General features: G+C 66.0%; 26 protein-coding genes. 6 read left to right on the top strand and 20 right to left on the bottom strand.

All coding sequences use genetic code 11. The features are described from left to right. Positions 1–7: 7 nt before the first annotated feature. From AC1DYM_RS01680 to AC1DYM_RS01660, 5 genes are all read right to left on the bottom strand, one after another. A complete protein-coding gene (locus AC1DYM_RS01680; RefSeq protein WP_477335313.1) occupies positions 8–2,215 on the bottom strand; it encodes a molybdopterin cofactor-binding domain-containing protein in 2,208 nt (735 codons plus the stop codon). Further along, positions 2,212–3,204: an FAD binding domain-containing protein gene (locus AC1DYM_RS01675; RefSeq protein ID WP_477335311.1), complete on the bottom strand. Its 993-nt coding sequence runs from the start codon at positions 3,202–3,204 to the stop codon at positions 2,212–2,214. The genes AC1DYM_RS01680 and AC1DYM_RS01675 overlap by 4 nt, the downstream gene beginning before the upstream one ends. After that, positions 3,201–3,767, bottom strand: coding sequence for a 2Fe-2S iron-sulfur cluster-binding protein (locus AC1DYM_RS01670; protein ID WP_477335473.1), 567 nt, complete (start codon positions 3,765–3,767; stop codon positions 3,201–3,203). Before AC1DYM_RS01670 ends, AC1DYM_RS01675 begins: the two co-directional genes overlap by 4 nt. 165 nt (positions 3,768–3,932) lie before the next feature. Further along, entirely contained in the window at positions 3,933–4,532 is a 600-nt protein-coding gene (locus AC1DYM_RS01665) for a nucleotidyltransferase family protein (RefSeq protein WP_477335309.1), read from the bottom strand. After that, positions 4,529–5,506 (bottom strand): XdhC family protein, encoded by a 978-nt coding sequence (locus AC1DYM_RS01660; RefSeq protein ID WP_477335307.1) that lies wholly within the window; start codon positions 5,504–5,506, stop codon positions 4,529–4,531. The genes AC1DYM_RS01665 and AC1DYM_RS01660 overlap by 4 nt, the downstream gene beginning before the upstream one ends. Positions 5,507–5,592: 86 nt before the next feature. Between AC1DYM_RS01660 and moaA the strand changes: the two genes are divergently transcribed. The 5 genes from moaA to AC1DYM_RS01635 are packed head-to-tail and all read left to right on the top strand — an operon-like array spanning position 5,593 to position 9,454. Then, positions 5,593–6,567, top strand: a complete 975-nt coding sequence (gene moaA, locus AC1DYM_RS01655; protein WP_477335305.1) for a GTP 3',8-cyclase MoaA — start codon at positions 5,593–5,595, stop codon at positions 6,565–6,567. 20 nt (positions 6,568–6,587) lie between these two features. Continuing rightward, positions 6,588–6,839, top strand: a complete 252-nt coding sequence (locus tag AC1DYM_RS01650) for a MoaD/ThiS family protein (protein WP_477335303.1) — start codon at positions 6,588–6,590, stop codon at positions 6,837–6,839. Between the two features lie 2 nt (positions 6,840–6,841). Next, the gene (locus AC1DYM_RS01645) at positions 6,842–7,327 is read left to right on the top strand and encodes a molybdenum cofactor biosynthesis protein MoaE (RefSeq protein WP_477335301.1); all 486 of its coding nucleotides are present in this window, start codon (positions 6,842–6,844) and stop codon (positions 7,325–7,327) included. Continuing rightward, entirely contained in the window at positions 7,324–8,262 is a 939-nt protein-coding gene (moaCB, locus tag AC1DYM_RS01640; RefSeq protein ID WP_477335299.1) for a bifunctional molybdenum cofactor biosynthesis protein MoaC/MoaB, read from the top strand. Before AC1DYM_RS01645 ends, moaCB begins: the two co-directional genes overlap by 4 nt. Before the next feature lies 1 nt (position 8,263). Then, a complete protein-coding gene (locus AC1DYM_RS01635; RefSeq protein ID WP_477335297.1) occupies positions 8,264–9,454 on the top strand; it encodes a molybdopterin molybdotransferase MoeA in 1,191 nt (396 codons plus the stop codon). 40 nt (positions 9,455–9,494) lie between these two features. On the opposite strand, the gene AC1DYM_RS01630 is transcribed toward AC1DYM_RS01635, so the two are convergent. The 15 genes from AC1DYM_RS01630 to rpsB all read right to left on the bottom strand — a co-directional run bounded on the left by AC1DYM_RS01630 (position 9,495) and on the right by rpsB (position 24,357). After that, positions 9,495–9,860 (bottom strand): hypothetical protein, encoded by a 366-nt coding sequence (locus AC1DYM_RS01630; RefSeq protein ID WP_046968663.1) that lies wholly within the window; start codon positions 9,858–9,860, stop codon positions 9,495–9,497. A gap of 105 nt (positions 9,861–9,965) precedes the next feature. Then, a complete protein-coding gene (gene rnhB / locus AC1DYM_RS01625; protein ID WP_477335295.1) occupies positions 9,966–10,613 on the bottom strand; it encodes a ribonuclease HII in 648 nt (215 codons plus the stop codon). Positions 10,614–10,622: 9 nt separating this feature from the next. Further along, on the bottom strand, positions 10,623–11,849 hold the full coding sequence (gene lpxB, locus AC1DYM_RS01620; protein ID WP_477335293.1) for a lipid-A-disaccharide synthase: 1,227 nt from the start codon (positions 11,847–11,849) through the stop codon (positions 10,623–10,625). A gap of 4 nt (positions 11,850–11,853) precedes the next feature. Then, on the bottom strand, positions 11,854–12,627 hold the full coding sequence (gene lpxA, locus AC1DYM_RS01615; RefSeq protein ID WP_477335291.1) for an acyl-ACP--UDP-N-acetylglucosamine O-acyltransferase: 774 nt from the start codon (positions 12,625–12,627) through the stop codon (positions 11,854–11,856). Next, entirely contained in the window at positions 12,624–13,097 is a 474-nt protein-coding gene (gene fabZ / locus AC1DYM_RS01610) for a 3-hydroxyacyl-ACP dehydratase FabZ (RefSeq protein ID WP_046968667.1), read from the bottom strand. The genes lpxA and fabZ overlap by 4 nt, the downstream gene beginning before the upstream one ends. Further along, positions 13,094–14,122 carry a UDP-3-O-(3-hydroxymyristoyl)glucosamine N-acyltransferase gene (gene lpxD / locus AC1DYM_RS01605; RefSeq protein WP_477335288.1) on the bottom strand — a complete coding sequence of 343 codons (1,029 nt, stop codon included), beginning with the start codon at positions 14,120–14,122 and terminating at the stop codon, positions 13,094–13,096. Before lpxD ends, fabZ begins: the two co-directional genes overlap by 4 nt. A 70-nt stretch (positions 14,123–14,192) precedes the next feature. Further along, entirely contained in the window at positions 14,193–16,622 is a 2,430-nt protein-coding gene (gene bamA, locus AC1DYM_RS01600; RefSeq protein ID WP_477335286.1) for an outer membrane protein assembly factor BamA, read from the bottom strand. Positions 16,623–16,760: 138 nt separating this feature from the next. Beyond that, positions 16,761–18,104, bottom strand: coding sequence for an RIP metalloprotease RseP (gene rseP, locus AC1DYM_RS01595; RefSeq protein WP_477335284.1), 1,344 nt, complete (start codon positions 18,102–18,104; stop codon positions 16,761–16,763). A 44-nt stretch (positions 18,105–18,148) separates the two neighbouring features. Next, positions 18,149–19,333, bottom strand: a complete 1,185-nt coding sequence (locus AC1DYM_RS01590; protein WP_477335282.1) for a 1-deoxy-D-xylulose-5-phosphate reductoisomerase — start codon at positions 19,331–19,333, stop codon at positions 18,149–18,151. A gap of 4 nt (positions 19,334–19,337) precedes the next feature. Next, positions 19,338–20,156: a phosphatidate cytidylyltransferase gene (locus AC1DYM_RS01585; RefSeq protein ID WP_477335280.1), complete on the bottom strand. Its 819-nt coding sequence runs from the start codon at positions 20,154–20,156 to the stop codon at positions 19,338–19,340. Between the two features lie 12 nt (positions 20,157–20,168). Next, on the bottom strand, positions 20,169–20,906 hold the full coding sequence (uppS, locus tag AC1DYM_RS01580; RefSeq protein ID WP_477335278.1) for a polyprenyl diphosphate synthase: 738 nt from the start codon (positions 20,904–20,906) through the stop codon (positions 20,169–20,171). 23 nt (positions 20,907–20,929) lie between these two features. Continuing rightward, on the bottom strand, positions 20,930–21,487 hold the full coding sequence (gene frr, locus AC1DYM_RS01575) for a ribosome recycling factor (RefSeq protein ID WP_477335276.1): 558 nt from the start codon (positions 21,485–21,487) through the stop codon (positions 20,930–20,932). 119 nt (positions 21,488–21,606) lie between these two features. Then, positions 21,607–22,329, bottom strand: coding sequence for a UMP kinase (gene pyrH, locus AC1DYM_RS01570; protein ID WP_046968675.1), 723 nt, complete (start codon positions 22,327–22,329; stop codon positions 21,607–21,609). A gap of 203 nt (positions 22,330–22,532) precedes the next feature. Next, the gene (gene tsf / locus AC1DYM_RS01565) at positions 22,533–23,411 is read right to left on the bottom strand and encodes a translation elongation factor Ts (protein ID WP_477335273.1); all 879 of its coding nucleotides are present in this window, start codon (positions 23,409–23,411) and stop codon (positions 22,533–22,535) included. Between the two features lie 85 nt (positions 23,412–23,496). Next, positions 23,497–24,357 carry a 30S ribosomal protein S2 gene (gene rpsB, locus AC1DYM_RS01560; protein WP_477335271.1) on the bottom strand — a complete coding sequence of 287 codons (861 nt, stop codon included), beginning with the start codon at positions 24,355–24,357 and terminating at the stop codon, positions 23,497–23,499. A gap of 352 nt (positions 24,358–24,709) precedes the next feature. On the opposite strand from rpsB, the gene map reads away from it, so the two are divergent. Next, positions 24,710–25,483: a type I methionyl aminopeptidase gene (gene map / locus AC1DYM_RS01555; protein WP_477335269.1), complete on the top strand. Its 774-nt coding sequence runs from the start codon at positions 24,710–24,712 to the stop codon at positions 25,481–25,483. Positions 25,484–25,542 lie beyond the last annotated feature (59 nt).

The raw sequence follows: 25,542 nt of genomic DNA, 5'->3' as shown, positions 1-25,542 counted from the left end.
GCATGCGTTACACCATACCGGCGAGCACCTTGTCCAGTGTCAGCGGGTAGTCGCGAATCCTTACGCCGCAGGCGTTATACACCGCATTGGCGATCGATGCCCCCGCCCCGGAAATGCCCACCTCGCCCAGTCCCTTGATCTTCAGCGGATTGGCCTTGTCATCCAGCTCGGGCAGGAAAATCGCTTCCATGGGGCCGATATCCGCGTTCACCGGCACGTGGTACTCCGCCAGATCGTGGTTGACGAACGCCCCGTAGCGCGGGTCGAGGACCATTTCTTCGGACAGGGCGGAGCCGACGCCGAAGATCATGCCGCCGAGCGCCTGCGAGCGCGCCGTCTTCGCATTGAGGATGCGGCCTGCGGCGAACACGCCGAGCATGCGGCGAAGCCGAATCTCGCCGGTGTCCATGTCGACGCCGACCTCGGCGAAGAAAGCGCCGTAGGAGTTCTGGTTGTAGTTCGTATTGTTGCTACCCGGCTCGATCGCGCCGTCGGCCTCTACACCGTCCTCACCGGCGAGGGCCACGTAGCTCACGCGCTTGCGGCCATCGGTGACATGGCCATCCTCGAAGCGCGCGTGCGCCGGGTCGATGCCGGCGGACTGGCAAAGCTTGCTGCGCAGCTGCATGCAGGCATCGTAGAGTCCCGACCCCGCGCTCGCGGCGCCGAACGAGCCGCCAGACCCCGGCGTCTCGGGAAAGTCCGAATCGCCCAGGAGGATAGTGACGCGCCCCATCGGCAAGCCGAGGAGATCGGCAGCGATCTGCGTGAAGACCGTATACGAGCCCGTACCGATATCGGTCATCGCCATGCGGGCGGTGAGCCTGCCGGACGGGTCGAGGCGTACGTTCGCCTTCGACGCCTGCAACATATTGCCGCGGACGGCGGACGACATGCCGATCCCGACATACCACCGTCCATCGTGCACCTGCCGTGGTCGGGCGACCCGCTTGTCCCAGCCGAAGCGTCGCGCCCCTTCGCGCATGCACTCGACCACCTGGCGCGAGGAAAACGGCAGGCCCAGCTCAGGGTCGACGGCGGGCTCGTTGCGGATGCGCAACTCGATCGGATCGATGTCCAGCTGAATGGCCAATTCGTCCATCGCGCCTTCGAGCGCGAGCAGGCCCACCGCTTCGCCCGGTGCACGCATGGAGATGGCCGGCGGCAGGTCGAGATCGACCTGGCGATGGGTGTTCAGGCGGTTGTCTCCCGCATAGCGTGAGCGGGTCCCGAGGACGGTCGGCTCGAACTCGTCATTGCCCGGTTCGTTACCCGACCAGGCCTCATGCGCCTCCGCCACGATACGGCCCTGGGCATCGGTGCCGAGGCGCACGCGCTGGATGGTATTGGTGCGATGGCCGACGACGTGGAACAACTGCTGCCGGGTGAGCGCGAGCTTGACCCTGAGGCCGGTGGCCCTGGCAGCCAGGGCCGCCAGCACCGCGTCCGGCTGGACGTCCAGCTTGCTGCCGAAGCCACCGCCGATATACGCAGAGAGAAGACGAACCTTTTCGGGCGCGACACCGAACGTGGCAGCGAGCGCCTTGCGACCCGGTGTGGGCATCTGGTTGGACGTCTGCACGACCAGCCGGTCCTCGCTCCAATGGGCGACCGTCGCGTGCGGTTCCATGGCGGCGTGGAACTGGAAAGGCGTCGTGTAGACCACGTCGAGCTGGTGCGCCGCCGACGCGTAGGCGTCGTCGAAATCACCTTTTTCCGAGTCCGCCTTGGCAAAGGAGAGATCCTCGGGTTTACGTGCGCCCGCCTTGCCGGCAGCGAGGTCGAAGCGACCCGGTGTGGCGTCGTACTCGGGGCGAACCAGGGAGGCGGCGTGGCGAGCCTGCTCATACGAGCGCGCAACCACGAGCGCGACCGGCTGGCCGTAATGCTTGACCTTGTCGCCGACGAGTTGCGGGATCGCGTCATCGGACGAGGTGTCCTGCTTCGGCGCATTCTTCGCAGTCAGGACCTCGATCACGCCGGGAGCGTGCCGCGCGGCCGTGTCGTCGATGCGCAGGATGCGACCCCGGGCGATGGTCGCCAGCACGGGGAATGCGTACGCCACGTTGCCGACACCGCCATGTTCCGCGGCGTAGGCGACCTTGCCCTGGACCTTCAGCGGCCCATCCACGCGATCGATGGGCTTTCCGGTAAAACCGTCCGGCAGATCGTCGAGCGGCGTGTGTCCCACCACCGTATCCATGCGAATGGTCATGCCGCCGTCCTCCCGCTCGCTTCGACCAATACCGCTCCCAACGTCCGTCGAGCCAGCATGATCTTGAAGTCGTTGTGTCCATGACCACGCGCACCCGCAAGCGCGGTGTTCGCCGCGGCACGCAATGACGATTCGTCGTCCGGTGTTCCCCGCAACGCCGCTTCCAGGGCGTCATCGCGCCACGGCATGGGTGCCACGCCACCGAAAGCGACCCGCGCGGATGCGACACCGTCGCCGTTCATCTGCACGATGGCGGCAACGGAAACCAGCGCGAAGGCGTAGGACGCGCGATCGCGAACCTTACGATAGATCTGCCGGCCCGGCGGCGGCGGGGGCAGGGTGACGTGGGTGATCAGTTCCCCCGCGCCCAGCGCGTTTTCGACCTGCGGGGTATCGCCCGGCAACCGGTAGAAGTTAGCGAGCGGAAGGCTCCGCTCGCTACCGTCCGGCATGAGGGTGTGAACGATCGCATCCAGCACGCGCATGGCGACCGCCATGTCGGACGGATGCGTGGCGATGCACGCCTCGCTTCCGCCGATGACCGCATGAATGCGGTTGAATCCCTCGATGGCCGCGCAGCCACTACCGGGATGTCGTTTGTTGCATGGCATCGCGGTGTCGTAAAAGTAATAACAACGCGTGCGTTGCAGCAGGTTGCCGCCGGTGGTGGCTTTGTTGCGAAGCTGGCCCGAGGCCCCGGCGAGCAGGGCGCGCGACAAGACAGGGTAACGCTCACGGACGCGTGGATCGGCTGCCAGGTCGCTGTTGCGGACCATGGCGCCGATCCGCAGGCCGCCGTCGGCACTGTCCTCGATCGCGTCGAGTCCCAGCCGGTTGATGTCGACGAGATGCTCGGGTGTCTCGATATCCAGCTTCATCAGGTCGAGGAGGTTGGTGCCACCGGCGATGAAGCGCGTTCGCCGATGCGCCACGGCGGCCTGCGTGGCGTCGGCCAGTGACGTCGCGCGCTCATACGTGAACGTCTTCATGCGGCACCTTCCGCGGCATCGGCAATCGCGGCGACGATGTTCGGATAGGCGCTGCAGCGGCAGAGATTGCCACTCATGCGTTCGCGGATTTCGTCGTCGCTCAGCGAGGGTGACGAACTCAGGTCCTGGGTCACGACGCTCGGCCATCCGGCGCGTACTTCGTCGAGCATCCCGGTGGCCGAACACAACTGCCCGGGTGTGCAGTAGCCACACTGAAACCCGTCGTGCCTGACGAACGAAGCCTGCAACGGGCTGAGCGCTTCGCCCCGGGCCAGCCCCTCCACGGTGGTGATCGTGTCGCCGTCGTGCATGACCGCCAGGGTCAGGCATGCGTTGATCCGGCGGCCCTCGACCAGCACGGTGCASGCGCCGCATTGGCCGTGGTCGCAGCCCTTCTTCGAACCGGTAAGGCCCAGGTGCTCGCGCAAGGCATCGAGCAGGGTGACACGTGGATCGATGTCCAGTTCGTGTTCCGTGCCGTTTATACGCAGTCGCGCCTTGACGGTGTCGACACCGGTCACGCGTTCGGCGAGCTGATGCTGATGCATGACGCCGCCGGACATCGTGTCGTGTCGGGCCGCGCGGGCGGGGGATCGCAGGGGTTTCGGCGGCATGCCGTTCTCCGTGGGTGGGCGGCGCGAGGCGCCGCTGCCTGGGGGCTCCACGGTTGTAAGCATTGGCGCGTGAACGGGGCGGGGCGGCAGGTCCGGTCGGACTTGCCATTCCGTTTACATCGGCCCGCGGTCCCGGTCGATCCGTCCTGCCGCAACGGCGCGCGCGAGATCGTCTTCGGTGTCCAGATCGTCGGCGAAAGCGTCGGCACGAACGGTCGCGGGCAAGGTGTCCTGCCATAACGCGCGAAAGCCCATATCGCCCTCCAGCGTCATGGCTTGCCGCAATGTTGCCGCTCGCAGGACCGCAGGTACACCCATGGCATCACCGTAGGCCGTAACGGTGTCGCGCGCGCCGTCGTGCGCCGCCAGGAGGCGCCAGAGGTGGGCCTCATCGAGTGCAGGCTGGTCGATCACCACGATCAGGACGGGGTCCGTGCGGCCCGCCAGTGCATCGGCGGCGGCTCGGAGCGACGACGCCATGCCCGTCGCCCAGGCGGGATTGAAGACGGCCTGGGCGCCCGCGAGATGGCCACACATCCGCTCCGCGTGTGCCCCCAGAATGGTCACCATCCTGCCGGGCCGTGTCGCTGCGACGATCCGCGATGCGCGCGCGACGAGTGGCTCGCCGGCGATGGTGAGGAGCTGTTTGGGCCGGCCCAGTCGCTGGCTGCCGCCAGCGGCGAGGATCACCGCGTCGTGAGCGGCACCGGTCACGTTAGCCGCGCGCGATCGCGCTGGCAGACCTGGGCCAGGATCGAGAGCGCGATGCCGTGCGGCGTCTGCGCGCCGATCGGCAATCCGGCCGGGAGGTGAAGCTTTTGCAGTTCGTCGTCGGCGACGCCGTCGTCCCTGAGCCGCTCGACACGCGCGCCGATCTTGTTGCGACTGCCGAGGATGCCCACCGCGAAGGCATCCGAATGCAGCGCATGGGTCGCCACGGCGTGGTCGATCTCCGCGTCGTGGCTGAGCGAGTAGACGGCGGTGCGGTCGTCCAGCCGGAGATCGCCCAGGGCGACGGACAGGCTGCGCGAATCGTAGCCGGCCAGCGGCACGCCCGATGGTGGCTCGAGCGGGCCGTGCGGACGGAGCAGGACCACCTCGACGCCGAGCAACGGCGCGAGGTGGGCGACCGCGAGGGTGACGGGGTCGCCGCCCACCGCGACGAGTCGCAAGGGTGGGCGCTGGATACGGGCGTAATGCCGGTGGTCGGCCGGCTCGACCCCCTCGACGATGTTCCAGGCCCCGGTGTCGCGGTCCGACAGCACGGTGACCGTGCGCCGCTCCCGGCGGGCGACGGCCAGCGTATTGACGTACCGGGAGGGCTCTACCAGTTCACGAACGAAGATGCCGATGCGGCCGCCGCAGCTGAGCTGGATGTCCAGCACGGGACTGCCGACCCCGTAGTCCAGGAGGCGCGGGCGGCCTTCGGCCATCGCCATGGCGGCTTCTTCGGCCACCGCCGCCTCGACGCAGCCACCCGACACATAACCGGCAACACGGCCGTCCGCGGCGATCGCCATCTCGCTATGCAGCGGTCGCGGCGAGGGGCCTTCGATGCCCACCAGCGTGGCCAGGGCGACGCGACCCTCGTGGGCATAGTCGCGCAGGGCGGGCAGCAGATCCTCGATCAGCGCATAGTCCGGCCAGGCCGGCCACGCTTGCACGACGGAAGGGTTCAAGGCGTTCATGCCCGAAGTCTGGCACGATTGCATGTGAAGGGCCCGGCGGCGCCGGATACACCCCGCTTACGCGCATTGTGCTTTCCTGAGGCGACATGTCACCACTCATCGACCGTCACGGACGTACTAAGCGCAAGCTGCGGATATCGCTCACCGATCGCTGCAATTTCCGCTGTACGTACTGCATGCCCGAGCACCCCGACTGGCTGCCCAAGGCCAGTCTGCTGGCGCGCGACGAAATCGTGCGGCTCGCCAGACTGTTCGTGGATCAGGGCATCGACCAGATCCGGCTGACCGGTGGTGAGCCGCTGCTGCGTCACGATCTGTTGGAGTGCGTGCAGGACATCGCCGCCCTCCGCGCGCGTGGGCTTCGCCGGCTGTCGATGACCACCAATGCGTCCCGTATCGCACCGAAGGCCCGTGAGCTGGTCATGGCGGGCATCGACGATTTCAACGTCAGCCTGGACACGGTCGACCCGGAGACCTTCCGCCGCCTCACCCTGCGCGAGATCGCACCGGTATTCGACGGCATCGACGCACTCGTCGCCGCGGGGGCCAACGTCAAGCTCAACGCCGTCGTCATCCGTGGCGATAACGAGAAGGACATCGTCCCACTGCTGGAATGGGCCATGGCCAGGAAGCTTCCCCTTCGATACATCGAATACATGCCGCTCGACGCTCCCGGACACTGGAAACGCGATGCCGTGGTATCCGAAGCGGACATGCTGGCGGCGATCCGCGAGGGGCACACCGTGGACGCGCAGCCGCGCGGGCACGATCCCGCGACGCCCTATCTCGTCGATGGCCATTATCCGCTCGGCATTATCTCGACCGTGTCCAACCCGTTCTGTTCCACGTGCGACCGCCTGCGGCTCACGGCGACGGGCGAACTGTTTACCTGCCTGTTCTCACCGATCGGCACGCCGCTGGGCGCGCGGATGCGTGATGGCCTCGCCGACGAACCGCTTGCCGAGCAGGTGCGCAAGGCGGTCTGGCTCAAGGACGCGGGCTACGCGTCGCGGCCGGGTCCCGTGGACAGGCCGTTGACCATGCATGCGATGGGCGGATGAGCCCTTCTTTCGGACACCCTATGACATCGATCGTTTTCGAGTTTTTCGCCTCGCTGGAAAGTCTGGCCGGCGCCCGCACATGCGAGATCGACGCAGGCGACGACATTCGCACCGTCGGTGACGCACTTGCCCGGCTGGCCCACGAACAGCCGAAGCTGGCCTCCGCGCTGGAACGGTGCGCCTGTGCCTCGGGCGACACCATCGTGCGTCGCGCCGATCCGCTTCCGGCCGATGGGCGTATCGCCGTGCTGCCACCCGTGGCGGGAGGTTGACCATGGAACGTGCGGTGCTTTCCCATGAACCGGTGAGCGTGGAGCCGTTGCTCGAACTGGACGCCCATCCGGAGTGCGGTGGCCTGGCGCTTTTTGTCGGCACGGTGCGCGACCACCATGAAGGGCGCTCGGTCCGGCATTTGAAGTACACGGCACACGAACCGCTCGCAGCGAAAGTCATTCGTGACGTCGAAGCCGCGACGCGCGAAAAATACGGCGTTCCCTACGTGCGTATCGCGCATCGTCTCGGCGACCTGTCGATCGGCGATGTCGCCATCGTCTGCGTGGTTYGTGCACCGCACCGCGCCGAAGCCTTCGACGCCTGCCGCTATGCGGTCGACGCGGTGAAGCACGGCGCGCCGATCTGGAAGGAAGAGTTCTATACCGACGGCAGCAGCGCTTTCGTCGAAGGATGTTGCATCCGCGACGACCTCGACGACACGCCGCCGTCTTCGCATCGCCACCACTCGCATACGAGCCACGGATGAAAGACGTCAGCCAGAAGCCGGATTCCCTGCGTGTCGCCCGCGCCACCGCCACCCTTCACGCACCGGCCCACTGCATCGAGCTACTGCGCAGCGGCGATACCGAAAAGGGCGATGCCCTAAAAACAGCACGTGTTGCCGGCATCCTGGCCGCCAAGCGGACGGATGAACTGATTCCGCTGTGCCACCCCCTGCCGATCCATCGTGCCGAGGTGACCTATGAGCTGGCCGACACGTCGGTGCGGGTCATCGCGGAAGTGCAGACCATCGGCCCCACGGGCGTCGAGATGGAAGCGCTGACCGCCGCCAGCCTGGCCGCACTCACGCTCTACGACATGCTCAAGCCCTACGCCGAGCCGGATGAACTGCACATCGAAGACTGCCGGCTCGAGCGCAAGACAGGCGGTAAATCGCACTACAAACGACGTTTGTCGGTGCCACGCAGCGCCTCGGTCGTGGTCCTGTCCGACACCGTGGCGAGCGGTGCCAAGCCCGACACGGCAGGTGTCTGGGTGCGCGATGCGTTGATCGCGGCGAACTTCGGGCCCGTCGAATACGCGGTGATCCCCGACGACGCGGCGGTGCTGGGCGAGCTGCTCGGTTCGCTCATCGCCGCCGACACCGCCATGATCATCACCGTGGGAGGCACCGGCCTGGGTCCTCACGACATCACCGTCGATACCGTCGGCCCGATGCTCGACGTCGAGATCCCGGGGATCATGGAAACGGCGCGTGCCTTCGGGCAGCAACGCATGCCGTTCGCCATGCTCTCACGCGGTGTCGCCGGCTACGTTCGCGACAGCTTGATCCTCACATTCCCCGGAAGCCGGGGCGGCGCCAGCGAGTCGCTGGCTGCGACCTTGCCGGGACTGATCCATCTGCTGGAAACCGGACGGCCCGGTGGACAGCATCCCGGCGGTTACGGCGAGGCGCACTGATATGGCCCTGCTGCCGATCGAGCAGACCTTTGAACTCTATCGCCAGTGGGTCGGCCGTCTGCCGACGCATCGCCTGCCGGTGGAACTCGCCCTCGGTGCCGTGCTGGCCGAAGCGGCCGCGGCGCGCATCGCGTTGCCTCGGTTCACCCAGAGTGCGGTCGACGGGTATGCCGTTCTTGCCGCCGATGGGCAGGCCCCGCGATCGCTGGTCGGTACGGCTGCCGCCGGCGAACCGTCGGGCGTCGTCGTCGGTCCGGGGCAGGCGGTTCGCATCCTGACCGGCGGCGTGGTTCCCGACGGCGCGGATGCCGTGGCACGCCAGGAAATCGTCGAACGCACGGGAACCGGCATCGTCCTGACCGAGGCGGTACGCGTGGGTGAAGCCATACGTTACGAAGGCGAGGAGCTCGCGTCCGGCAGCATCATTGCGAGCGCCGGCCAGCGGGTGACGGCCGGTCTGGTCGCCGCCTTGGCCATGGCGGGCATCGACAGCGTCGAGGTCTACCGCCGGCCCCGTGTCGCCGTGCTCGTCACGGGCGATGAAGTGGTGCGTGCGGGTGAGCCCCTGGCGCCGGGCATGGTCTACGACGCCAACGGCCCGCTCCTGCGTTCGTGGTTCGTCGAGCACGGCTATGGCGAACCGGTCGTGGCCTATGTCCGCGACGACGAGAGTGCACTCGAGGAAGCGCTGAGCGCCGCACTGGACAGCGCCGACCTCATCGTGACCAGTGGCGGCGTATCCGTGGGCGACCGCGATTTCGTGCCATTGGTCGCCGATCGTCTCGGCGTGCGCAAGGTGTTCTGGAAAGTCGCGCAGAAGCCCGGCAAGCCGCTGTGGTTCGGCATGCGCGAGGGCAAGGTATTGCTCGGTATGCCGGGCAATCCGGCGGCCGTGCTGGTCTGTCTGGCCGTCCATGCGCGAGCCGTGCTCGGTCGCCTGGAGGGGGAGGCCGTTGATCAGCCGAAATGGCGTCGCGGGATCCTGAGCGCCCCCGTCGATGCGGATCCGGAGCGTGACCGGCTGGTCCGCATGCGGCTGCGCAACGAGGATGGCATGGTCATGCTGGAGGCGCTGCCCCATCAGGACTCGCACATGCTGAGCAACCTGGCGTCGGCCCATGCCCTCGTGTGGCTACCGTCTCGCGCGGAGGCTTTTGCCCCCGGCGAGCGGGTTTCGTGGACTGTGATCTGAGCCGACGAGACATCGCGGTAGCGTAGCTACCGCGAGGGTCTTACCAGGCTTTCACGTCCGTCACGACCACGGTGTAGTCCGACATGTCCGCCGAGTAGCGGAAGAGACGGCCGAGGTCGAAATCGACGCTCTTGCCCGGCTCGATGTTGGAGGTGCCGGCCGGCCAGCCCTGCTTGCTGGCGATGACCTTACCGGTCGAATCCTTCGCGTCGATACGGATCTGTGCAGCGGCGGCTTCGGGGCACTTGTTGACCAGGTTGCCCTTCATGCTGAAGCGCGGCTGGCCCGAACCCTGCTGCACCTTCACGGCGAAGCCGTCGATGGTGAAATCCTTGGCGGCACAGGCGGCGTGGGCGGACAACGGAGCGGCCAGGAACAGCGCGGCGGCGATGGCGATCTTCTTCATGGGTGTTACCTGTCATCGATAGGGAAAGGCTCGCACTTGGTGAGGGCGCGTAACCTTCGTATCGGCAGGATCAATTCCGACTTTAGGGCGAATTCGCCCCGGGGTTCAGACGGCGGTGGCGAACAGGTCGCCGATGGGTTCGATCTCGGGCTCGAACCAGCGCTTGACCGGGGCAAAGCTGCGCCGGTGCGCCGCGCAAGGGCCGAGGCGGCCCAGCGCATCCAGGTGTTCGGGCACGCCATAGCCTTTATGCCTGGCGAAGCCATACCCCGGATGCTCGGCATCGAGGCTATGCATGTGCCGGTCGCGGCTGACCTTGGCCAGGATGGAGGCAGCGCTGATCGCCGGCTCCGTCGCGTCGCCGCCAATGATGGCGCGCGCCTCGCAGGGCAGGGTACGGGGCAGGCGGTTTCCGTCGATCAGGGCGATCTGCGGCGCAAGCGACAGCCCCATCAGGGACCGGGTCATGCCGATCATGGTCGCCTGGAAGATGTTTATCCRGTCGATCTCCTCGCGCTCCACGAAGACCACGGTCCAGGCGAGCGCACGCTCGACGATGCGGCCATAAAGCTTCTCGCGAACGTCCTCGGCAAGTTGCTTCGAGTCGTTGAGGCCGCGGATCGGCCGGGCCGGGTCGAGGATGACCGCGGCGACGACCACGGGTCCGGCGAGGGGGCCACGGCCCGCCTCGTCCACACCGGCGATGATGAGGTCGCGGCTGAGCTGGCTGCTGACGTTGCGCTTGCGGGGCATGGACGCAGCCTAGGCCTGGCGGCCGCCGCCCGGCAAGGCGGGCTCCGCGATCAGCTCGGCGATGGCATCGGCTGCGTGATCCGCCGCGCGACCGTCCAGGCCGCCACGCAGCTCCTGGTGGAGGTATTCGAACGCGGCGACGACGGCGCCACGACGCTCGCTGTCGCCGAGCAGGGCGAGGGTAGCGTCGGCCAGGTTCTCCGCCGTGCAGTCGTCCTGCATGAATTCGGGTACGAGCAGCCGGCGACCCAGGCCACAGGCGCGAGCGAGGATGTTCGGCAGGCTGTAGACATCGGTCTTGAGCATGCGCAGCGCTTTGGCGATGCGGTAGCTGGTCGGTGAGACGCGGTAGCCCACGACCATCGGCCGCTTGGCAAGCATGGCCTCGAGCGTGGCCGTGCCGGAGGCCAGCAAGACCACATCGGCCGCGAGCATGGCCTCGTGGGCTTGGCCGTCCGTCAGCAGGGGCGGCGTGCCGGGAAAGTCCGCGAGCAACGTTTTGAGCCGGGCATGGACACGTTCGTTCGCTGCGGGAACGACGATGCGCAGGTCGGGCATGGTGGCGCCGACACGCTTCGCCGCGGCGATGAAGATCGCTCCGATCCGGTCGATCTCGCTCGGCCGACTACCGGGTAGCACGGCCAGGACAGGTGCATCGTGTGGCAGGCCGAGTGCGTCGCGCGGTGCGGCGCGGTCGGAAACCATCGGGAAACGGTCGGCAAGCGGATGGCCGACGAAACGTGCGTCGACGCCGTGCTTCGCGTAGATCGGCGGCTCCATCGGGAACAGGCAGAGCACGCGGTCGGCCGATCTGCCGATTTTCTCCGCGCGTTTCTCGCGCCATGCCCAGACGGAGGGGCTGACGTAGTGGACCGTGCGCATCCCGGCGGCTTTGAGCTTGCGCTCCACACCGAGGTTGAAATCGGGAGCGTCGATGCCGACGGTGATGTCGGGACGCGCGGCCAACAGCTTGCGGAGCAGCGCCTTGCGCAGGCGCAGCAGGCGCGGCAGGTGACTGACCACCTCGGCAAATCCCATGACCGACAGTTCGCGGATATCGAACCAGGACTCGAAGCCCCGCGCCGTCATGCGAGGGCCGCCGATGCCGATGAAGCGCGCCGCCGGATAGCGTGCGCGCAAGGCGTCGATGAGGTCCGCGCCGAGCTGGTCGCCGGAATCTTCCCCGGCAATCAGGGCAATGGTCGGCAGGCCAGGGGAGGGCATCGTCGGCGGCATGATGTCAGCGGGCGAGCGCGCGCTCGCTGCGATCGAGGAACTCGAGCATCTGGCGCACGTCCTCGCTGGTTTCCGCCTGGGCCTGGAGCTGTTCACGCGCCTCGGCCAGCGGCAGGCCGGCCATGTACAGCGTGCGGTAGGCCTTCTTGATGGCGGCGATGCGCGCGGTGTCGAAGCCACGTCGCTTCAGGCCTTCGCTGTTGATCCCGCGCGGACGGCCACGGGTCTCGTTGGCCATCATCACGAAAGGCGGTACGTCCGAGCCGACCAGGCAGCCCATGCCGATGAAGGCGTGGGCGCCGACCTTGCAGAACTGATGCACGCCGGAATAACCGGACATGATCGTCCAGTCGCCGATCTCGGCATGCCCGGCAAGGGCGGAGTAGTTGGAAAACACCACGTTGTTGCCGACCTGGCAGTCGTGCGCGATGTGCACGTAAGCGAGCAGCCAGTTGTCGTTGCCGATGCGTGTCACGCCGCCGCCATCACCCGTTCCGCGGTTGATCGTGACGAATTCGCGGATCAGGTTGCGGTCGCCGATGACGACTTCGGTGCGTTCACCCTGCCACTTCTTGTCCTGCGGCGGACCGCCAATGGACGCGAACTGCGAGATGCGATTGTCGCGGCCGATGGTCGTCGGCCCTTCGATCACCACGTGCGGACCGACGGTCGTGCCCTCGCCGATGACGACGTCAGCACCGATGACGCTGAACGCGCCGATGCTGACGTTGTCAGCTATGCGCGCGGACGGATCGATCTGCGCGGTGGCATGGATCATTTATCGTTCCTCGCGGCGCACATCAGCTCGCAGGATGCGACGGGCTTGCCGTCTACCAGCGCCCGGGCTTCGAACAGGCCCATGCCACGAAGGAGCCGCTTGAGCGACACCTCGAGGCGCAGCTGGTCGCCCGGAGCGACGACGGACGAGAAGCGGGCGTTGTCCACCTTCACCAGGTAGAAGAGCGGGCTGCCGCCCTGGCCTTCGATCTGGCTGGTCAGCTGGGTGAGCAGGCCGGCGGTTTGCGCCATGGCCTCGACGATCAGCACGCCCGGCATGACCGGATGCCCGGGAAAGTGTCCCTGGAAGAACGGCTCGTTGATCGTGACGTTCTTGATCGCTGCGATGCTCTTGCCCGGATCGAGCTCGATCACCCGGTCCACCAGGAGGAACGGATAGCGGTGCGGCAGCAGCCGCTGGATATGCTCCACATCCACCGGAAGCTTCACGGCAGCGTTCGAATCGGTCATTGCCCTTTTTCCTTTTCCAGCGCCGACAGACGGCGCGCGTACTCGTCGAGATGCTTGAAGCGCGCTGCATTGCGCCGCCACTGGCGGTTGTCCTGCAACGGTGTGCCGGACGAGTATTCGCCCGGTTCCCTGATCGATGCGGTGACCAGGCTTTTCGCCGTGATGGTAACCCGGTCGGCCAGTTCGAGGTGGCCGAGGACGCCCGCGTTGCCACCGATGAGGCAGTAACGCCCGATTTTTGCGCTGCCAGCGACGGCGGAGCAGCCGGCCATCGCCGTGTGGGCGCCGATATGCACGTTGTGCGCGATCTGGATCTGGTTGTCGAGGCGGACATCGTCCTCGAGCACGGTATCGTCGAGCGCACCGCGGTCGATGGTGGTGTTGGCGCCGATCTCGCAGTCGTCGCCGATGCGCACGCCGCCCAGTTGCGGAAGTTTCACCCAATGATCGCGGTCGAAGGCGAGGCCGAAGCCATCGGAGCCGATGACTGCGCCGGGATGCACGAGCACGCGCTTACCCAGCGTCACGCGGATGACCAGGGTCACCCGGCCAACCAGTCGCGAGTTGGCACCGACCACGCAGCCCGGGCCGATGGCGCAATGCGGTCCGAGGATGGCGCCTTCCTCGATCACGGCACCCTCGTCCACGACGCAACATGGACCGACGCTGGCGGTGGGATGCACGCGGGCGGACGGTGAAACCACGGCGCTCGCGTGGATGCCCCTCGGTGCCGCGGCGACCCGTTCGAACAGCGCCGCGATCTTCGCGTAGGCGACGTAGGGATCCTTGGCCACCAGGGCCGCGCCCTTGCGCAGGGCCAGTGCCTCGGCGGTCAGCACGACGATGCCGGCCTGCGATTCGGCCAGTTGCGAGGTGTACTTCGGATTCGACAGGAAGGTGAACTGGGAGGCGGTCGCCGCCGACAGGGTGCCGACGCCATCCACGACCGTGGCAGGATCGCCATGGGCCTCGAGGCCGAATCGTTCAGCCAGCTCGGCCAGGGTGTATTGCGGATTTCCGCTCACGAGGCACTCCATAAAAAAGGGGTGGTGGGCCGGAGCCGCACCACCCCTCGATTCTAGCGACTTGTCAGCCTTAGAGCTGGCTGCCGAAGGTGAACTGGATACGCTCGACGAAGCGGCCGTCATCGGACTGCTTACGGAACGGCACCGCGAAGTTGATGATCAGCGGGCCGATCGGCGCCTGCCACTGCAGCGACAGACCCGTCGAGGCGCGCAGGTCGCTGGCCTTGAACGTCGAGTACGACGAGTAGACGTTACCGACGTCGACGAACCAGGACACACGAGCGGTGTTGATGTCCTTCAGGAAGGGCAGCGGCAGGAACATCTGCGCCGTGCCGAGCGTCTTGAAGGCGCCACCGACCGGCTGGCCGTAGCTGTAGTAGCCGCCCGTGCAATTGCCGTGGCTGTCGGGCTTGCCACCCGGGTTCGTGCTGAGGCCGTCGCAGAGACGGGGACCCAGGGTGTTGTCCTGGAAGCCACGGACGTCACGCACGCCGCCGGCGTAGTAGTTCTCCCAGAACGGGAACGCCACCTTGTCACCCTTGGAGTAGATCTTGATCGGGTTGGTCGGATCGTTCGGGTTGTAGGCGAAACCGTCGTTGTCGTAGCTCTGGCCGTAGGTCTTGCCGTAGCCGACCTGTCCGTCGAGATAGAGCACGAAGCCCTTGCCGATCGGCCAGTAGTGGTTGGCTTCGCCGAAGATCTTGTAGTACTGCACGGTGGAACCGGGCAGGGCGCCATCGACCGAGAGCGTCAACTGACCACCGCGGGTCGGGGCCCAGTAGCTGTTACGCGTATCGTGCGTAAAGCCAAGGCTCGACGTCCACGAGTGGATGGTCTTGTTACCGACGGCCTGCTGGTAGGCCACCAGCTGGCCCGGGGTATACGTGGACGTGTTGATCAGGTTCGAGCTGACACCGAGGCTGGTGGTCAGTGAATCGAAGTCGGAGATCGGGAAGGACAGCGTCGTCTGGAACGACTTGGTGCTGTACGTGTAGTTCGCGAGGTCGGTGTCGCCGTAATCGAGCTTGCTGTAGCCGACGTTGTAACCGATCTGCACACCCGAATCGGTGAGGTACGGATTGGTGTAGCTCGCGTTGATGCGCTTGTAGTACGTGCTGGTTTCCGCGCCGATGGAGAAGCGGTCACCCGTACCCAGGAAATTGTTCTGCGAGACCGAAGCCGACAGGATGATGCCCGAGTACTGCGAGTAACCCACGCCGAACATCAGCGAGCCGGCGGACTGTTCCTCCACCTTCGCGGTCAGGTCGACCTGGTCGACCGTACCCGGTACGAGGGCCTTGTCGATGTCGACGGTCTTGAAGTAACCGAGGCGCTGCAGACGGGTCTTCGAGCGGTCGATCGCGCCCTGCGAGTACCAGGCGCCTTCGAGCTGACGCATTTCGCGGCGCAGGACCTCGTCTTCCGTGCGGGTGTTGCCCTGGAAGACCACGCGGCGCACGTACACGCGCTTGCCTGGCTCGATGAAGAGCGTGAGGTCGGCGGTGCGCTTGTCCTTGTCCAGCTTCGGCACCGGCGTCACCTTGGCGAAGGCGTAGCCGATGTTGGCGAGGATGGCTTTGATCGCATCGGTGCTGGCTTCGATCGCCGCACGATTGAAGGTGTCGCCCTTGTGGATGTACACCAGCTTGCGCAGGGTGTCTTCCGGGAGGATCAGTTCGCCGAGCAGGTGGACGTCGGAGACGGTGTAGACCTCGCCTTCCTTCACGCTGGCGTCGATGTACATCGCACGCTTGTCCGGGCTGATCGCGACCTGCGTGGAATCGACGCCGAAGTCGGCGTAGCCACGGTTCATGTAGTAGTTGCTGAGCTTTTCCAGATCGCCGGAGAGCTTTTCGCGGGAGTACTGATCGTCCTTGGAATACCAGGACAGCCAGTTGGACGTGTTCGACTCGAAACCGTCGCGGATCGCCTTGTCGGTGAAGGCCTTGTTGCCAACGACGTTGATCTCCTTGATCTTCGCCGCCTTGCCTTCGCGGATCTCGATGTCGATCGCCACGCGATTGCGATCGAGCGGCGTCACGTGCGGGATCACCGACACGTTGTACTTGCCGCGGTTGTAGTACTGGCGGATGAGTTCCTGCTGGACGCGATCGAGGGACAGGCGGTCGAAGGTTTCACCCTCGGACAGGCCGATCTCCTTGAGGCCCTTGCGCAGGTCGTCTTCCTTGATGTCCTTGTTGCCGCGCAGCGTGAGCTTGGCGATGGCCGGACGCTCGGTGACCTTGATCACCAGGATGTCGCCCTGGCGTTCAATTTCCACGTCGCTGAAGAACTTGGTCTGGTACAGGGCGCGAATCGCGGCCTGAGCTTTCTCGTCGGTCAAGGACTCGCCCTTCTCGATCGGCAGATAGCTCAGCACCGTGCCCTGGGCAATGCGGGTGAGACCGTCGATACGGATATCGGAGACGACGAACGGCTCAAAAGCAAGCGCATTGGCAGACAGGGAGGCGAGCAGGATCAGGGCGGCGATACGCTTCATCGTCGATTCCGTTGAGTTAAGACCAGAAGCCGGCGGACGAGGCCGGCGACCGAATAGGAGCACGCGCAGGGCTCATGCCCGGCGTCGTCTGGCCATGGACGCGCAAGCGCCCAGGACCGGGGTAATACGGATGCCTCGTCACGAGACGATCATTCGCTGGATGTCGTTGAAAAACGCCAGCCCCATCAGCGTGAACAGCAAGGCGAGCCCGACGTACTGGCCGGCGATCATGGTGCGTTCGCTGACCGGGCTGCCTTTGACCAACTCGATAAGGTAATACAGCAGGTGTCCACCGTCCAAGACCGGGATGGGCAACAGGTTAAGAATCGCCAGGCTCAGGGAGACCAGGCCGAGGAAGTTGAGGAACCACCCCAGGCCGTGGTTGGCCGAATAATTCGCGACCTGGGCGATGCCGATGACACCTGAAAGATTCTTGGTCGACGCCTGGCCGGAGAGCATCTTGCCGATCAGGTTGAAGGTGTTCTGCGCGCCCGTCCATGTGGCGTTGAGCGACTCGGTGAACGCGCGGACCGGGCCGTAGCGCAGGATGGCCGTCTCCGCAGGGCGCGCGGCAACACCAATCATCCAGCGGGGTGGCTGGCCCTGCTCGGACTTCAGGCGGGCGGTCATGTCGAAGGTTCGCGGGCTGCCATCACGCTCGATCGTCACGGCAAGCTTCGGCGAAACCGCCGCCAGCTCCGGGACCAGCTTGGTGAACGCGTCGAAGTCGGCGACAGGCTTGCCGTTGACGCTGACCAGCTTGTCACCCGTGCGAATGCCGGCGAGGGACGCGGGATCTCCCTTCACCACTTCGCCGATGAACGGGCTGCTCTGCGGGGTCAGGCCGAACTCGACGAGCTTCTTGGAGATGTCCCCGTCGGACGACAGTTTCTGCAGCGGCAGGACGAGGTCTCGCTCGGTGCCGTCGCTGCCTTTGACGCGCACCGGCATGGGCTCGCTTCCCAGCATGCCGTTGGCCAGCACGTCGAAAGCATCGCTGAAGGTCTCGACCGGCTCACCGTTCATCGTGATCAGGCGATCGCCCGCATGAATACCTGCCCCGGCGGCGAGGCTGCCCGGTACGGCCTGGACGATCGGCGCCACGTCGGGGCGGCCGATCATGTACATCGCCCAGAACGCCGCGATGGTGAAGATGAGGTTGAACGCCGGACCCGCGGCCACGATCGCGATGCGCTTCCAGACCGACTTGCCGGTGAACTCCTGGCCGCGCTCGGAAGGATCGACGTCGCCTTCGCGGGCGTCGAGCATCTTCACGTAGCCGCCGAGTGGAATGGCCGCGATCTGGTATTCGGTGCCGTCCTTGGCGACGCGCCGCCACAGCGGACGGCCAAAGCCGACCGAGAAACGGAGTACGCGCACGCCGCAGCGGCGCGCGACCCAGTAATGGCCGAATTCGTGGAAGGTCACCAGCACGCCAAGCGTGACCAGCAGCCAGAACACGGAACCTAGGAAGGGGCTCATCGGAGAGGGAGGGTCTCGAAAAAAAGTCGTTGGGTAGAGCGAGTTTAGCAGTAAGCGCGGTGCAGCACGTTCCGCGCCGACCGCCGGGCGGCGGCGTCTCGTTCCACAAGGGTCTGGACATCGACCACGGGTTCGGCCGGCAGTTCCTCAAGAACGCGTTCGACGAGCTCGGCAATGCCCAGGAAGGGCAGGGTCCCGGCAAGGAACGCTTCAACGGCGATCTCGTTGGCGGCGTTCAGGATCGTCGTGGCATCGCCGCCCGCGCGCAGCGCCTGGAAGGCCAGTGCGAGACAGCGAAAGGTATCCAGGTCGGGCTTCTCGAAGTCGAGGCGGGCATGGGCGGCCAGGTCGAGCGGCGCGACGCCGGCCTCGATGCGCTCAGGCCAGGCCAGGGCGCAGGAGATCGCCGTCCGCATGTCCGGGTTGCCCAGTTGGGCCAGCATGGAGCCGTCGACGTAGTCGACCATCGAATGGACCAGGCTCTGTGGGTGGACTACGACCTCGATCCGGTCGACCGGCGCGGCGAACAGGTGGTGGGCCTCGATAACCTCGAGGCCTTTGTTCATCAACGTGGCCGAATCGACCGAGATCTTCCGGCCCATCGACCATTTGGGGTGGGCGCAGGCCTCGTCGGGGGTGATGGCGCCGAGATCGGCCCGGGTGCGGCCGCGGAACGGGCCGCCGGAGGCGGTCAGTACAAGGCGCCGGACGCCTGCGCGGGCGAGTTCCGGGCGTCCGCCGGGCAGGCACTGGAAGATCGCGTTGTGTTCGGAATCGACCGGGATGAGGTCGCCGCCGCCCAGGCGCAGGGCCTCGAGCAACAGGGCGCCGCCCATGACGATGGATTCTTTGTTGGCCAGCAGCAGGCGCTTGCCGGCGCGCGCGGCCGCGAAGGTGGAGTCGAGCCCGACAGCGCCGACGATGGCGGCGACCACGGTGTCGCAGAGCGGGCCGGCCGCCGCAGCGGTGACGGCGTCGGCACCGGAAGCTACCTCGCAGCGCACGCCGGCCGCGGCGAGACGACGGGCGAGGTCGCCCTCCATGCCGGGGTCGGCGATGATCGCCAGGTCGGGCCGGAAGCGCTCGCACAGCGCAGCCAGCGCTTCGCTGCTGCGATTGGCGACGAGCACGCTGGCGCGGAAACGGTCGGGATGGCGCGCGATCACATCGAGCGTGCTGCCACCGATGGAACCGGTGGCGCCGAGCACGGCGACCTGGCGGATGGCCATGGCGTTAAAGGCCCAGCAGCAGTTTGCCAGCCGCGAAGATGGGCAGGGCGGCAAAGACGCTGTCGAGGCGGTCGAGCAGGCCACCGTGGCCGGGGAACAGGCTGCCGGAGTCTTTCACGGATGCATGGCGCTTCATCAGGCTCTCGAACAGATCGCCGACCACGGCGAAACCCACGGTGATCACGCCGAGCACACCAAGCCCGATCAGCTGGGAGGTCTCGCGCACGCCGATCAGGTAGCCGCCGAGCACGGTGATGAAGGAACCGGCGACGATGGCGCCGTAGACGCCCGCCCAGGTCTTTCCCGGGCTGATGCGCGGCGCGAGCTTGCGGCGGCCGAAGTAGCGACCACTGAAATACGCGCCGGTGTCGGCGAACCACACGATGACCAGGCCGAGCAGGGTCCACCAGTGGCCGTGGTCGCTGGTATGCAACGTCATGGCGGCGGCCAGGGTCGGCACGATGACCAGCACGCCCACGCCCAGCTTCAACATGCGGTTCTCGGCATTGGGTGCCGCCGCAAACGTGAAGTGGCGCAACCAGAAGCAGCACCCAATCCACCAGGCCACGCCGGCAAGGGTCAGCGCCGTCAGGAGCCCCGGCGTCCAGACGAGGAGCAGGGCGAGCAGCATGGCGGCGGCAACGGCGGCGACAATGCCGCGCCCGACAGCGGTACGGCTACCGGCGAGCTGGCTCCACTCCCATGCCGCACCCACGAAGACGAGGGCGACGACCGCGGCGAAGATGCCGGTGGGGGGCAGGAGGATCAGCGCCAGGACGACCGGGATCAGTGCGGCGGCGGTGAGGATGCGTTGCTTGAGCATGAGTTTCCGGCGTTAACCCGTGGCTACCTGCTCACCGGTGCGGCCATAACGGCGCTCGCGGCGGGCATAGTCGTCGAGGGCCTCGGCGAGGCAGGCCTGGTCGACGTCGGGCCACAGGGTGTCGGTGAAATAGAGCTCGGCATAGGCAAGCTGCCAGAGCAGGAAGTTGCTGACCCGATGTTCGCCGCCGGTGCGGATGAACAGGTCCAGCGGCGGTTGGTCGGCGAGACAGGTGTAATGCTGGAGACGGGCCTCGTCGAGCTCGGTCGCAGCGAATTCGCCCCGGGCGATGGCTTCGATGGCCAGGCGCGCGGCGTTGGCGATGTCCCAGCGGCCGCCGTAGTTCACGGCCACGTTCATGTTCAACGCCGTGTTGCCGGCCGTACGGCCCATCGCCCCGAGCATGCGCGCGCGCAGTTCGGGCGCGAACGCGTCGAGGTCGCCAACGAAACGGATGCGCACCCCGTTGCCGTGCAGTTCGTCCACTTCCTTGTCCAGCGCCTTGAGGAACAACTCCATCAGGGCCGAGACCTCGGTTGCGGGGCGTTTCCAGTTTTCGCTGGAAAAGGCGAACAGCGTCAGCGACCCGATGCCCCGGCGCAGGCAGAACTCCACGGCTTCCTTGACCGCCTTCTGGCCGGCGTGATGGCCGAAGGTGCGCGGCCGCAGGCGCTGTTTCGCCCAGCGGCCGTTGCCGTCCATGACGATAGCCAGGTGGCGGGGAACCCGTGCGTCGGGTTTGGCTGCCATGGGGGCCCTGATCCGATGGCGCGTCAGAGCGCCATCAGCTCCTTTTCCTTTTCCTTGACCACGTCGTCCACTTCCTTCACGAACTTGTCCGTGAGGGTCTGGATGTCGCCGTCGGCGCGCTTCTGGTCGTCTTCCGTGATGGCCTTGTCCTTGAGCAGCTTGGCCACGTGCTGGACGGCGTCACGACGGACGTTGCGGATGGCGATCTTGGCGGCCTCGCCTTCCTTCGACACGCTCTTGGCGAGCTCCTTGCGGCGCTCCTCGGTCGGCGGCGGGAAGTTGAGGCGGATGTCCATGCCCATCGTGGTCGGCGTGATGCCGAGATCGGAGGCCATGATGGCCTTCTCGATCGGACCGACCATGGCCTTGTCGAACGGCTTGACGGACAGCGAGCGGGCATCCGGCGTGGAGACGTTGGCCACCTGGGCCAGCGGCGTCGGCGTGCCGTAATAGGGCACGACGATGTTGTCGAGGATGGACGGATTCGCGCGGCCGGTGCGAATCGTTTTCAGGTCGTGCTTGAGGGAGTCGATGCTCTTGCCCATACGGGTCTCAGCATCTTTCTTGATGTCGTTGATCATGGGCTCGTTTCCGGTCGAACGGGTCAGCAGGCGAGTATAGCAGTGCGTGCGCGTACGGCCTTGTCGCAGCGCGCCAAGGCAGGGGCCGGCAATCCAGGGGATCCCGGCCGGACAGCTCGTCAGCCGGCGTCGACCAGGGTACCGACCGGCTCGCCCTTCATGATCCGCATGAGGTTGCCCGGCTGGGTCATGTCGTAGATACGCAGCGGCAGCTTGTTTTCGCGGCACAGGGCGATCGCGGCGGTATCCATCACTTCGAGACGGCGCTCGATCACCTGGTTGTAGGTGAGGTGGTCGTAGCGCGTGGCGGTCGCGTCACGCTTTGGATCGGCCGAGTAAATGCCGTCCACCTTGGTGGCCTTCAGGAGCAAGTCGGCGCCGACTTCCACGGCGCGCAGCGCGGCGGCGGAATCGGTGGTGAAGAACGGGTTGCCGATGCCGGCGGCGAACAGGGTGACGCGGCCCTTCTCGAGGTGGCGGATGGCGCGGCGGCGGATGAAGTCCTCGCAGACCTCGTTGATCTTGATGGCGCTCATCGTGCGCGCTTCGCCGCCGAGCTTCTCGATGGCGTCCTGCATCGCCAGGGCGTTCATGACGGTGGCGAGCATGCCCATGTGGTCGCCGGTGACGCGATCCATGCCGGCGGCGGCGAGGCCCGCGCCACGGAAGATGTTGCCACCCCCGATGACGACGCCGATCTGCGCGCCAGCGTCGCGGACTTCTAGGATTTCCTTGGCCAACCCACCGATCACCTTGGGATCGATGCCGTAATCCTCTGCTCCCATCAGGGCTTCACCGGAGAGCTTGAGCAGGATGCGGCGGTTCTTCAGCGGGGTGCTCATGGGGAATCTCCAGTTTGTGTGGGGCAAAACGGGCTTAGTTTAACAAATGTGGGAGCCGCTTCAGCGGCGAAAAGCCAACGGAGCGGTGATGCCTTAGGCCTATCGCCGCTGAAGCGGCTCCCACAGTGGCCAGGGAGCTCCCGCAGGCAAAAAAAGAGCCGCGATCTCTCGCGGCTCTTTCGGTTACTGCCAGGAGGAAAGGCTTACGCCAGACCGGCCTGCTTCATGACTTCGGCGGCGAAGTCGTCGACGACCTTCTCGATGCCTTCGCCGACGGCCAGGCGCTGCACCGAGACGATCTCGGCGCCGCCCTTCTTCAGGGCCTCGGCGACGGTGATGTCACCGTCCAGCACGTACGGCTGGCCGACGAGCGTGACTTCGGCGAGGATCTTGTTGACCTTGCCCGAGATGATCTTGTCGAGGATGTCGGCCGGCTTGGCCTTGTCCTTGTCGGTCATCTTGGAGAGCTCGATTTCCTTCTCTTTCGCGAGGAAATCGGCCGGGACGTCGTCGACCTTGATGAACTTCGGGTTCATCGCGGCAACGTGCATGGCGATGCCCTTGGCCAGCTCTTCCGAGCCGCCCTTGAGGGCCACCAGCACGCCGATGCGGCCGCTGTGCGAGTAGGCGCCGATGGTGCCTTCGCTCTCGACCTTGGCCATGCGACGGACGTCGAACTTCTCACCGATGGTGAGGGTGAGCGTCTTGGCGCCTTCTTCGACGGTGTTTTCGCCGAGCTTGGCCGCCTTGAGCGCCTCGATGTCGTTGATGCCGGCATCGAGGGCGACGTTGGCGACGTCCTTGGTGAACTGGATGAACTGCTCGTTGCGCGAGGAGAAGTCGGTTTCGCTGTTGACTTCGACCAGGGCGGCAACGCCGGCCTTCTGCGCGACGGCGATCAGGCCCTCGGCAGCGACACGATCGGCTTTCTTGTCAGCCTTGGCCATGCCGTTCTTGCGCAGCCATTCCATCGCCACTTCGATGTCGCCATTGTTTTCGACGAGCGCCTTCTTGCACTCCATCATGCCGACGCCAGAACGCTGACGCAGTTCATTGACGAGCTTGGCGGAAATCTCAGCCATGGTAGTTCCTCAAAGTTTTGATGGGCGCCGCGGCGGTCATGCCGCGGCGCCGGATGAAACGGAAGAGCTCGACAGGGTGGGGCGCTTACGCGCGGCCACGACCACCGTCGCGGCCGCCGTCACGGCCACCTTCACGACGCGGAGCACCCTTCTTGTCCGGGGCACCACGACGATCGCCGCGCGGGGCGCTGTCCTTGGCGACCGGGTTGCCTTCTTCGTCGAGTTCGACGAACTCGTTGGCGTCGCCACGAGCGGCGTTCGGCGAAGCGGCCTTGCCTTCGAGGATCGAGTCGGCAGCGGCGCGGGCGTACAGCTGGATGGCGCGGATGGCGTCGTCGTTACCCGGGATGGCGTAGTCGACGAGGGCCGGGTCGTAGTTGGTATCGACGACGGCGACGACCGGGATGCCGAGCTTGCGGGCTTMCTGGACGGCGATGTCTTCGTGACCGATGTCGACGATGAACAGGGCGTCCGGCAGACGATTCATGTCCTTGATGCCGCCCAGCGAGTTCTGCAGCTTGTCGCGCTCACGGCGACGGGCCAGCACTTCGTGCTTGACCAGCTTCTCGAACGAACCGTCGGTTTCGGCGGCTTCGAGTTCCTTCAGGCGGGCGACCGACTGCTTGACCGTGCGGAAGTTGGTCAGCATGCCACCGAGCCAACGGGCGGTGACGAACGGCTGGCCGGCGCGCGCGGCTTCTTCGGCCAGCGACTCACGGGCGGAGCGCTTGGTGCCGACGAAGAGAACGGTGCCGCCCTTCTGGGCCAGGCCCGAGAGGAAGTTCATCGCGTCGGTGAAGAGCGGAAGGGTCTTCTCGAGGTTGATGATGTGGATCTTGCCGCGGGCGCCGAAGATGTACGGAGCCATCTTGGGGTTCCAGTAACGGGTCTGGTGACCGAAATGGACGCCGGCTTCCAGCATTTCGCGCATGGTGACTTGTGCCATGGAATAACTCCTGGGCGAACCGCATCGAGCGGTTCTGTGGGGGTTGGGACCTCCACGCATCCCCGGCTTCGACCCGGCCCTGTCGGGCCAGGCACCCCGAAGGCGGTGCCGATGCGTGTGTGGCGTTAAAAGCGATGCTTTCGTGGGGCCAATAGTGGCTTCATACGGTTACAATCGCGCTTCGTATCGCCGCCGTGGCCACCTCAAAGTGGCTTCGCCGGACAGCAAAACTCGCTAATTGTAGCCTCCGGACCCGCTCGGCCGCAAGCCGAGGCTGGATTTCCGGCAGGGGCGCCGCCACCTCGTGTGGCAGGCCCAATCCCCTGAGGGCAAAGGAAAAGAGAGAACCGTCATGGCCGTCGTACCGAAGACCCCCGAAGAGATCCAGCACATGCGCGAGGCCGGTCGCCTGGCCGCCGAGGTGCTGGCGATGCTCGTGCCCCACGTCAAGCCCGGTGTCAGCACCGAGGAGCTGGACCGTCTCGCCCACGACCACATCGTGAACGTGCAGAAGGCTATTCCGGCCAATGTGGGCTACCGGGGTTTCCCCAAGACCGTGTGTACCTCGGTCAACCACGTGATCTGCCACGGTATTCCGAACGTAACCAAGGTCCTGAAGGACGGCGATATCGTCAATATCGATGTCACCGTGATCAAGGACGGCTGGCACGGCGACACCAGTCGCATGTATTTCGTCGGCACCCCGAGTGTCCTCGCCAAGCGTCTGGTCGACACTACGTTCGAGGCGATGATGCAGGGCATCCGCGCCGTGAAGCCGGGCGCGACCCTGGGCGACGTGGGCGCCGCCATCCAGAAGCACGCCGAGGCGGCGGGTTTCTCGGTGGTCCGTGAGTACTGCGGGCACGGGATCGGCAAGGTCTATCACGATGAGCCCCAGGTGCTTCATTACGGCCGCAGCGGCACGGGCCTCGAGCTCAAGCCGGGCATGACTTTCACCATCGAACCGATGATCAACGCTGGCAAGCCGCAGACGAAGTCGCTGCCCGATGGCTGGACGGTGGTCACCAAGGATCACTCGCTGTCGGCCCAGTGGGAGCACACCATTGCCGTAACGGACGATGGCTTCGAGATCCTCACGCCCTGGCCGGACGCCCACGCTGCCTGACGCTCCATCGACGGCAGTCTCCCGGGACCGCCGTCCGCTCGATGTGCCAACCACCGCAG

The sequence above is a fragment of the Luteibacter sp. P1_D3 genome (assembly GCF_056406135.1).
The sequence above is the reverse complement of the archived record's forward strand: the minus strand, read 5'-3'. Positions and strand labels throughout refer to the sequence as shown.

What these genes read in the sequence shown, in the direction of transcription:
- lpxA (WP_477335291.1), bottom strand. Translation starts at nt 12,627, where the DNA reads ATGATCCATGCCACCGCGCAGATCGATCCGTCCGCGCGCATAGCTGAC.
- AC1DYM_RS01660 (WP_477335307.1), bottom strand. Translation starts at nt 5,506, where the DNA reads ATGAACGCCTTGAACCCTTCCGTCGTGCAAGCGTGGCCGGCCTGGCCG.
- tsf (WP_477335273.1), bottom strand. Translation starts at nt 23,411, where the DNA reads ATGGCTGAGATTTCCGCCAAGCTCGTCAATGAACTGCGTCAGCGTTCT.
- AC1DYM_RS01590 (WP_477335282.1), bottom strand. Translation starts at nt 19,333, where the DNA reads ATGGCCATCCGCCAGGTCGCCGTGCTCGGCGCCACCGGTTCCATCGGT.
- map (WP_477335269.1), top strand. Translation starts at nt 24,710, where the DNA reads ATGGCCGTCGTACCGAAGACCCCCGAAGAGATCCAGCACATGCGCGAG.
- moaCB (WP_477335299.1), top strand. Translation starts at nt 7,324, where the DNA reads ATGAAAGACGTCAGCCAGAAGCCGGATTCCCTGCGTGTCGCCCGCGCC.
- AC1DYM_RS01650 (WP_477335303.1), top strand. Translation starts at nt 6,588, where the DNA reads ATGACATCGATCGTTTTCGAGTTTTTCGCCTCGCTGGAAAGTCTGGCC.
- fabZ (WP_046968667.1), bottom strand. Translation starts at nt 13,097, where the DNA reads ATGACCGATTCGAACGCTGCCGTGAAGCTTCCGGTGGATGTGGAGCAT.
- AC1DYM_RS01585 (WP_477335280.1), bottom strand. Translation starts at nt 20,156, where the DNA reads ATGCTCAAGCAACGCATCCTCACCGCCGCCGCACTGATCCCGGTCGTC.
- frr (WP_477335276.1), bottom strand. Translation starts at nt 21,487, where the DNA reads ATGATCAACGACATCAAGAAAGATGCTGAGACCCGTATGGGCAAGAGC.
- uppS (WP_477335278.1), bottom strand. Translation starts at nt 20,906, where the DNA reads ATGGCAGCCAAACCCGACGCACGGGTTCCCCGCCACCTGGCTATCGTC.
- bamA (WP_477335286.1), bottom strand. Translation starts at nt 16,622, where the DNA reads ATGAAGCGTATCGCCGCCCTGATCCTGCTCGCCTCCCTGTCTGCCAAT.
- rseP (WP_477335284.1), bottom strand. Translation starts at nt 18,104, where the DNA reads ATGAGCCCCTTCCTAGGTTCCGTGTTCTGGCTGCTGGTCACGCTTGGC.
- lpxB (WP_477335293.1), bottom strand. Translation starts at nt 11,849, where the DNA reads ATGCCGCCGACGATGCCCTCCCCTGGCCTGCCGACCATTGCCCTGATT.
- moaA (WP_477335305.1), top strand. Translation starts at nt 5,593, where the DNA reads ATGTCACCACTCATCGACCGTCACGGACGTACTAAGCGCAAGCTGCGG.
- AC1DYM_RS01680 (WP_477335313.1), bottom strand. Translation starts at nt 2,215, where the DNA reads ATGACCATTCGCATGGATACGGTGGTGGGACACACGCCGCTCGACGAT.
- pyrH (WP_046968675.1), bottom strand. Translation starts at nt 22,329, where the DNA reads ATGAGCACCCCGCTGAAGAACCGCCGCATCCTGCTCAAGCTCTCCGGT.
- AC1DYM_RS01675 (WP_477335311.1), bottom strand. Translation starts at nt 3,204, where the DNA reads ATGAAGACGTTCACGTATGAGCGCGCGACGTCACTGGCCGACGCCACG.
- AC1DYM_RS01635 (WP_477335297.1), top strand. Translation starts at nt 8,264, where the DNA reads ATGGCCCTGCTGCCGATCGAGCAGACCTTTGAACTCTATCGCCAGTGG.
- AC1DYM_RS01630 (WP_046968663.1), bottom strand. Translation starts at nt 9,860, where the DNA reads ATGAAGAAGATCGCCATCGCCGCCGCGCTGTTCCTGGCCGCTCCGTTG.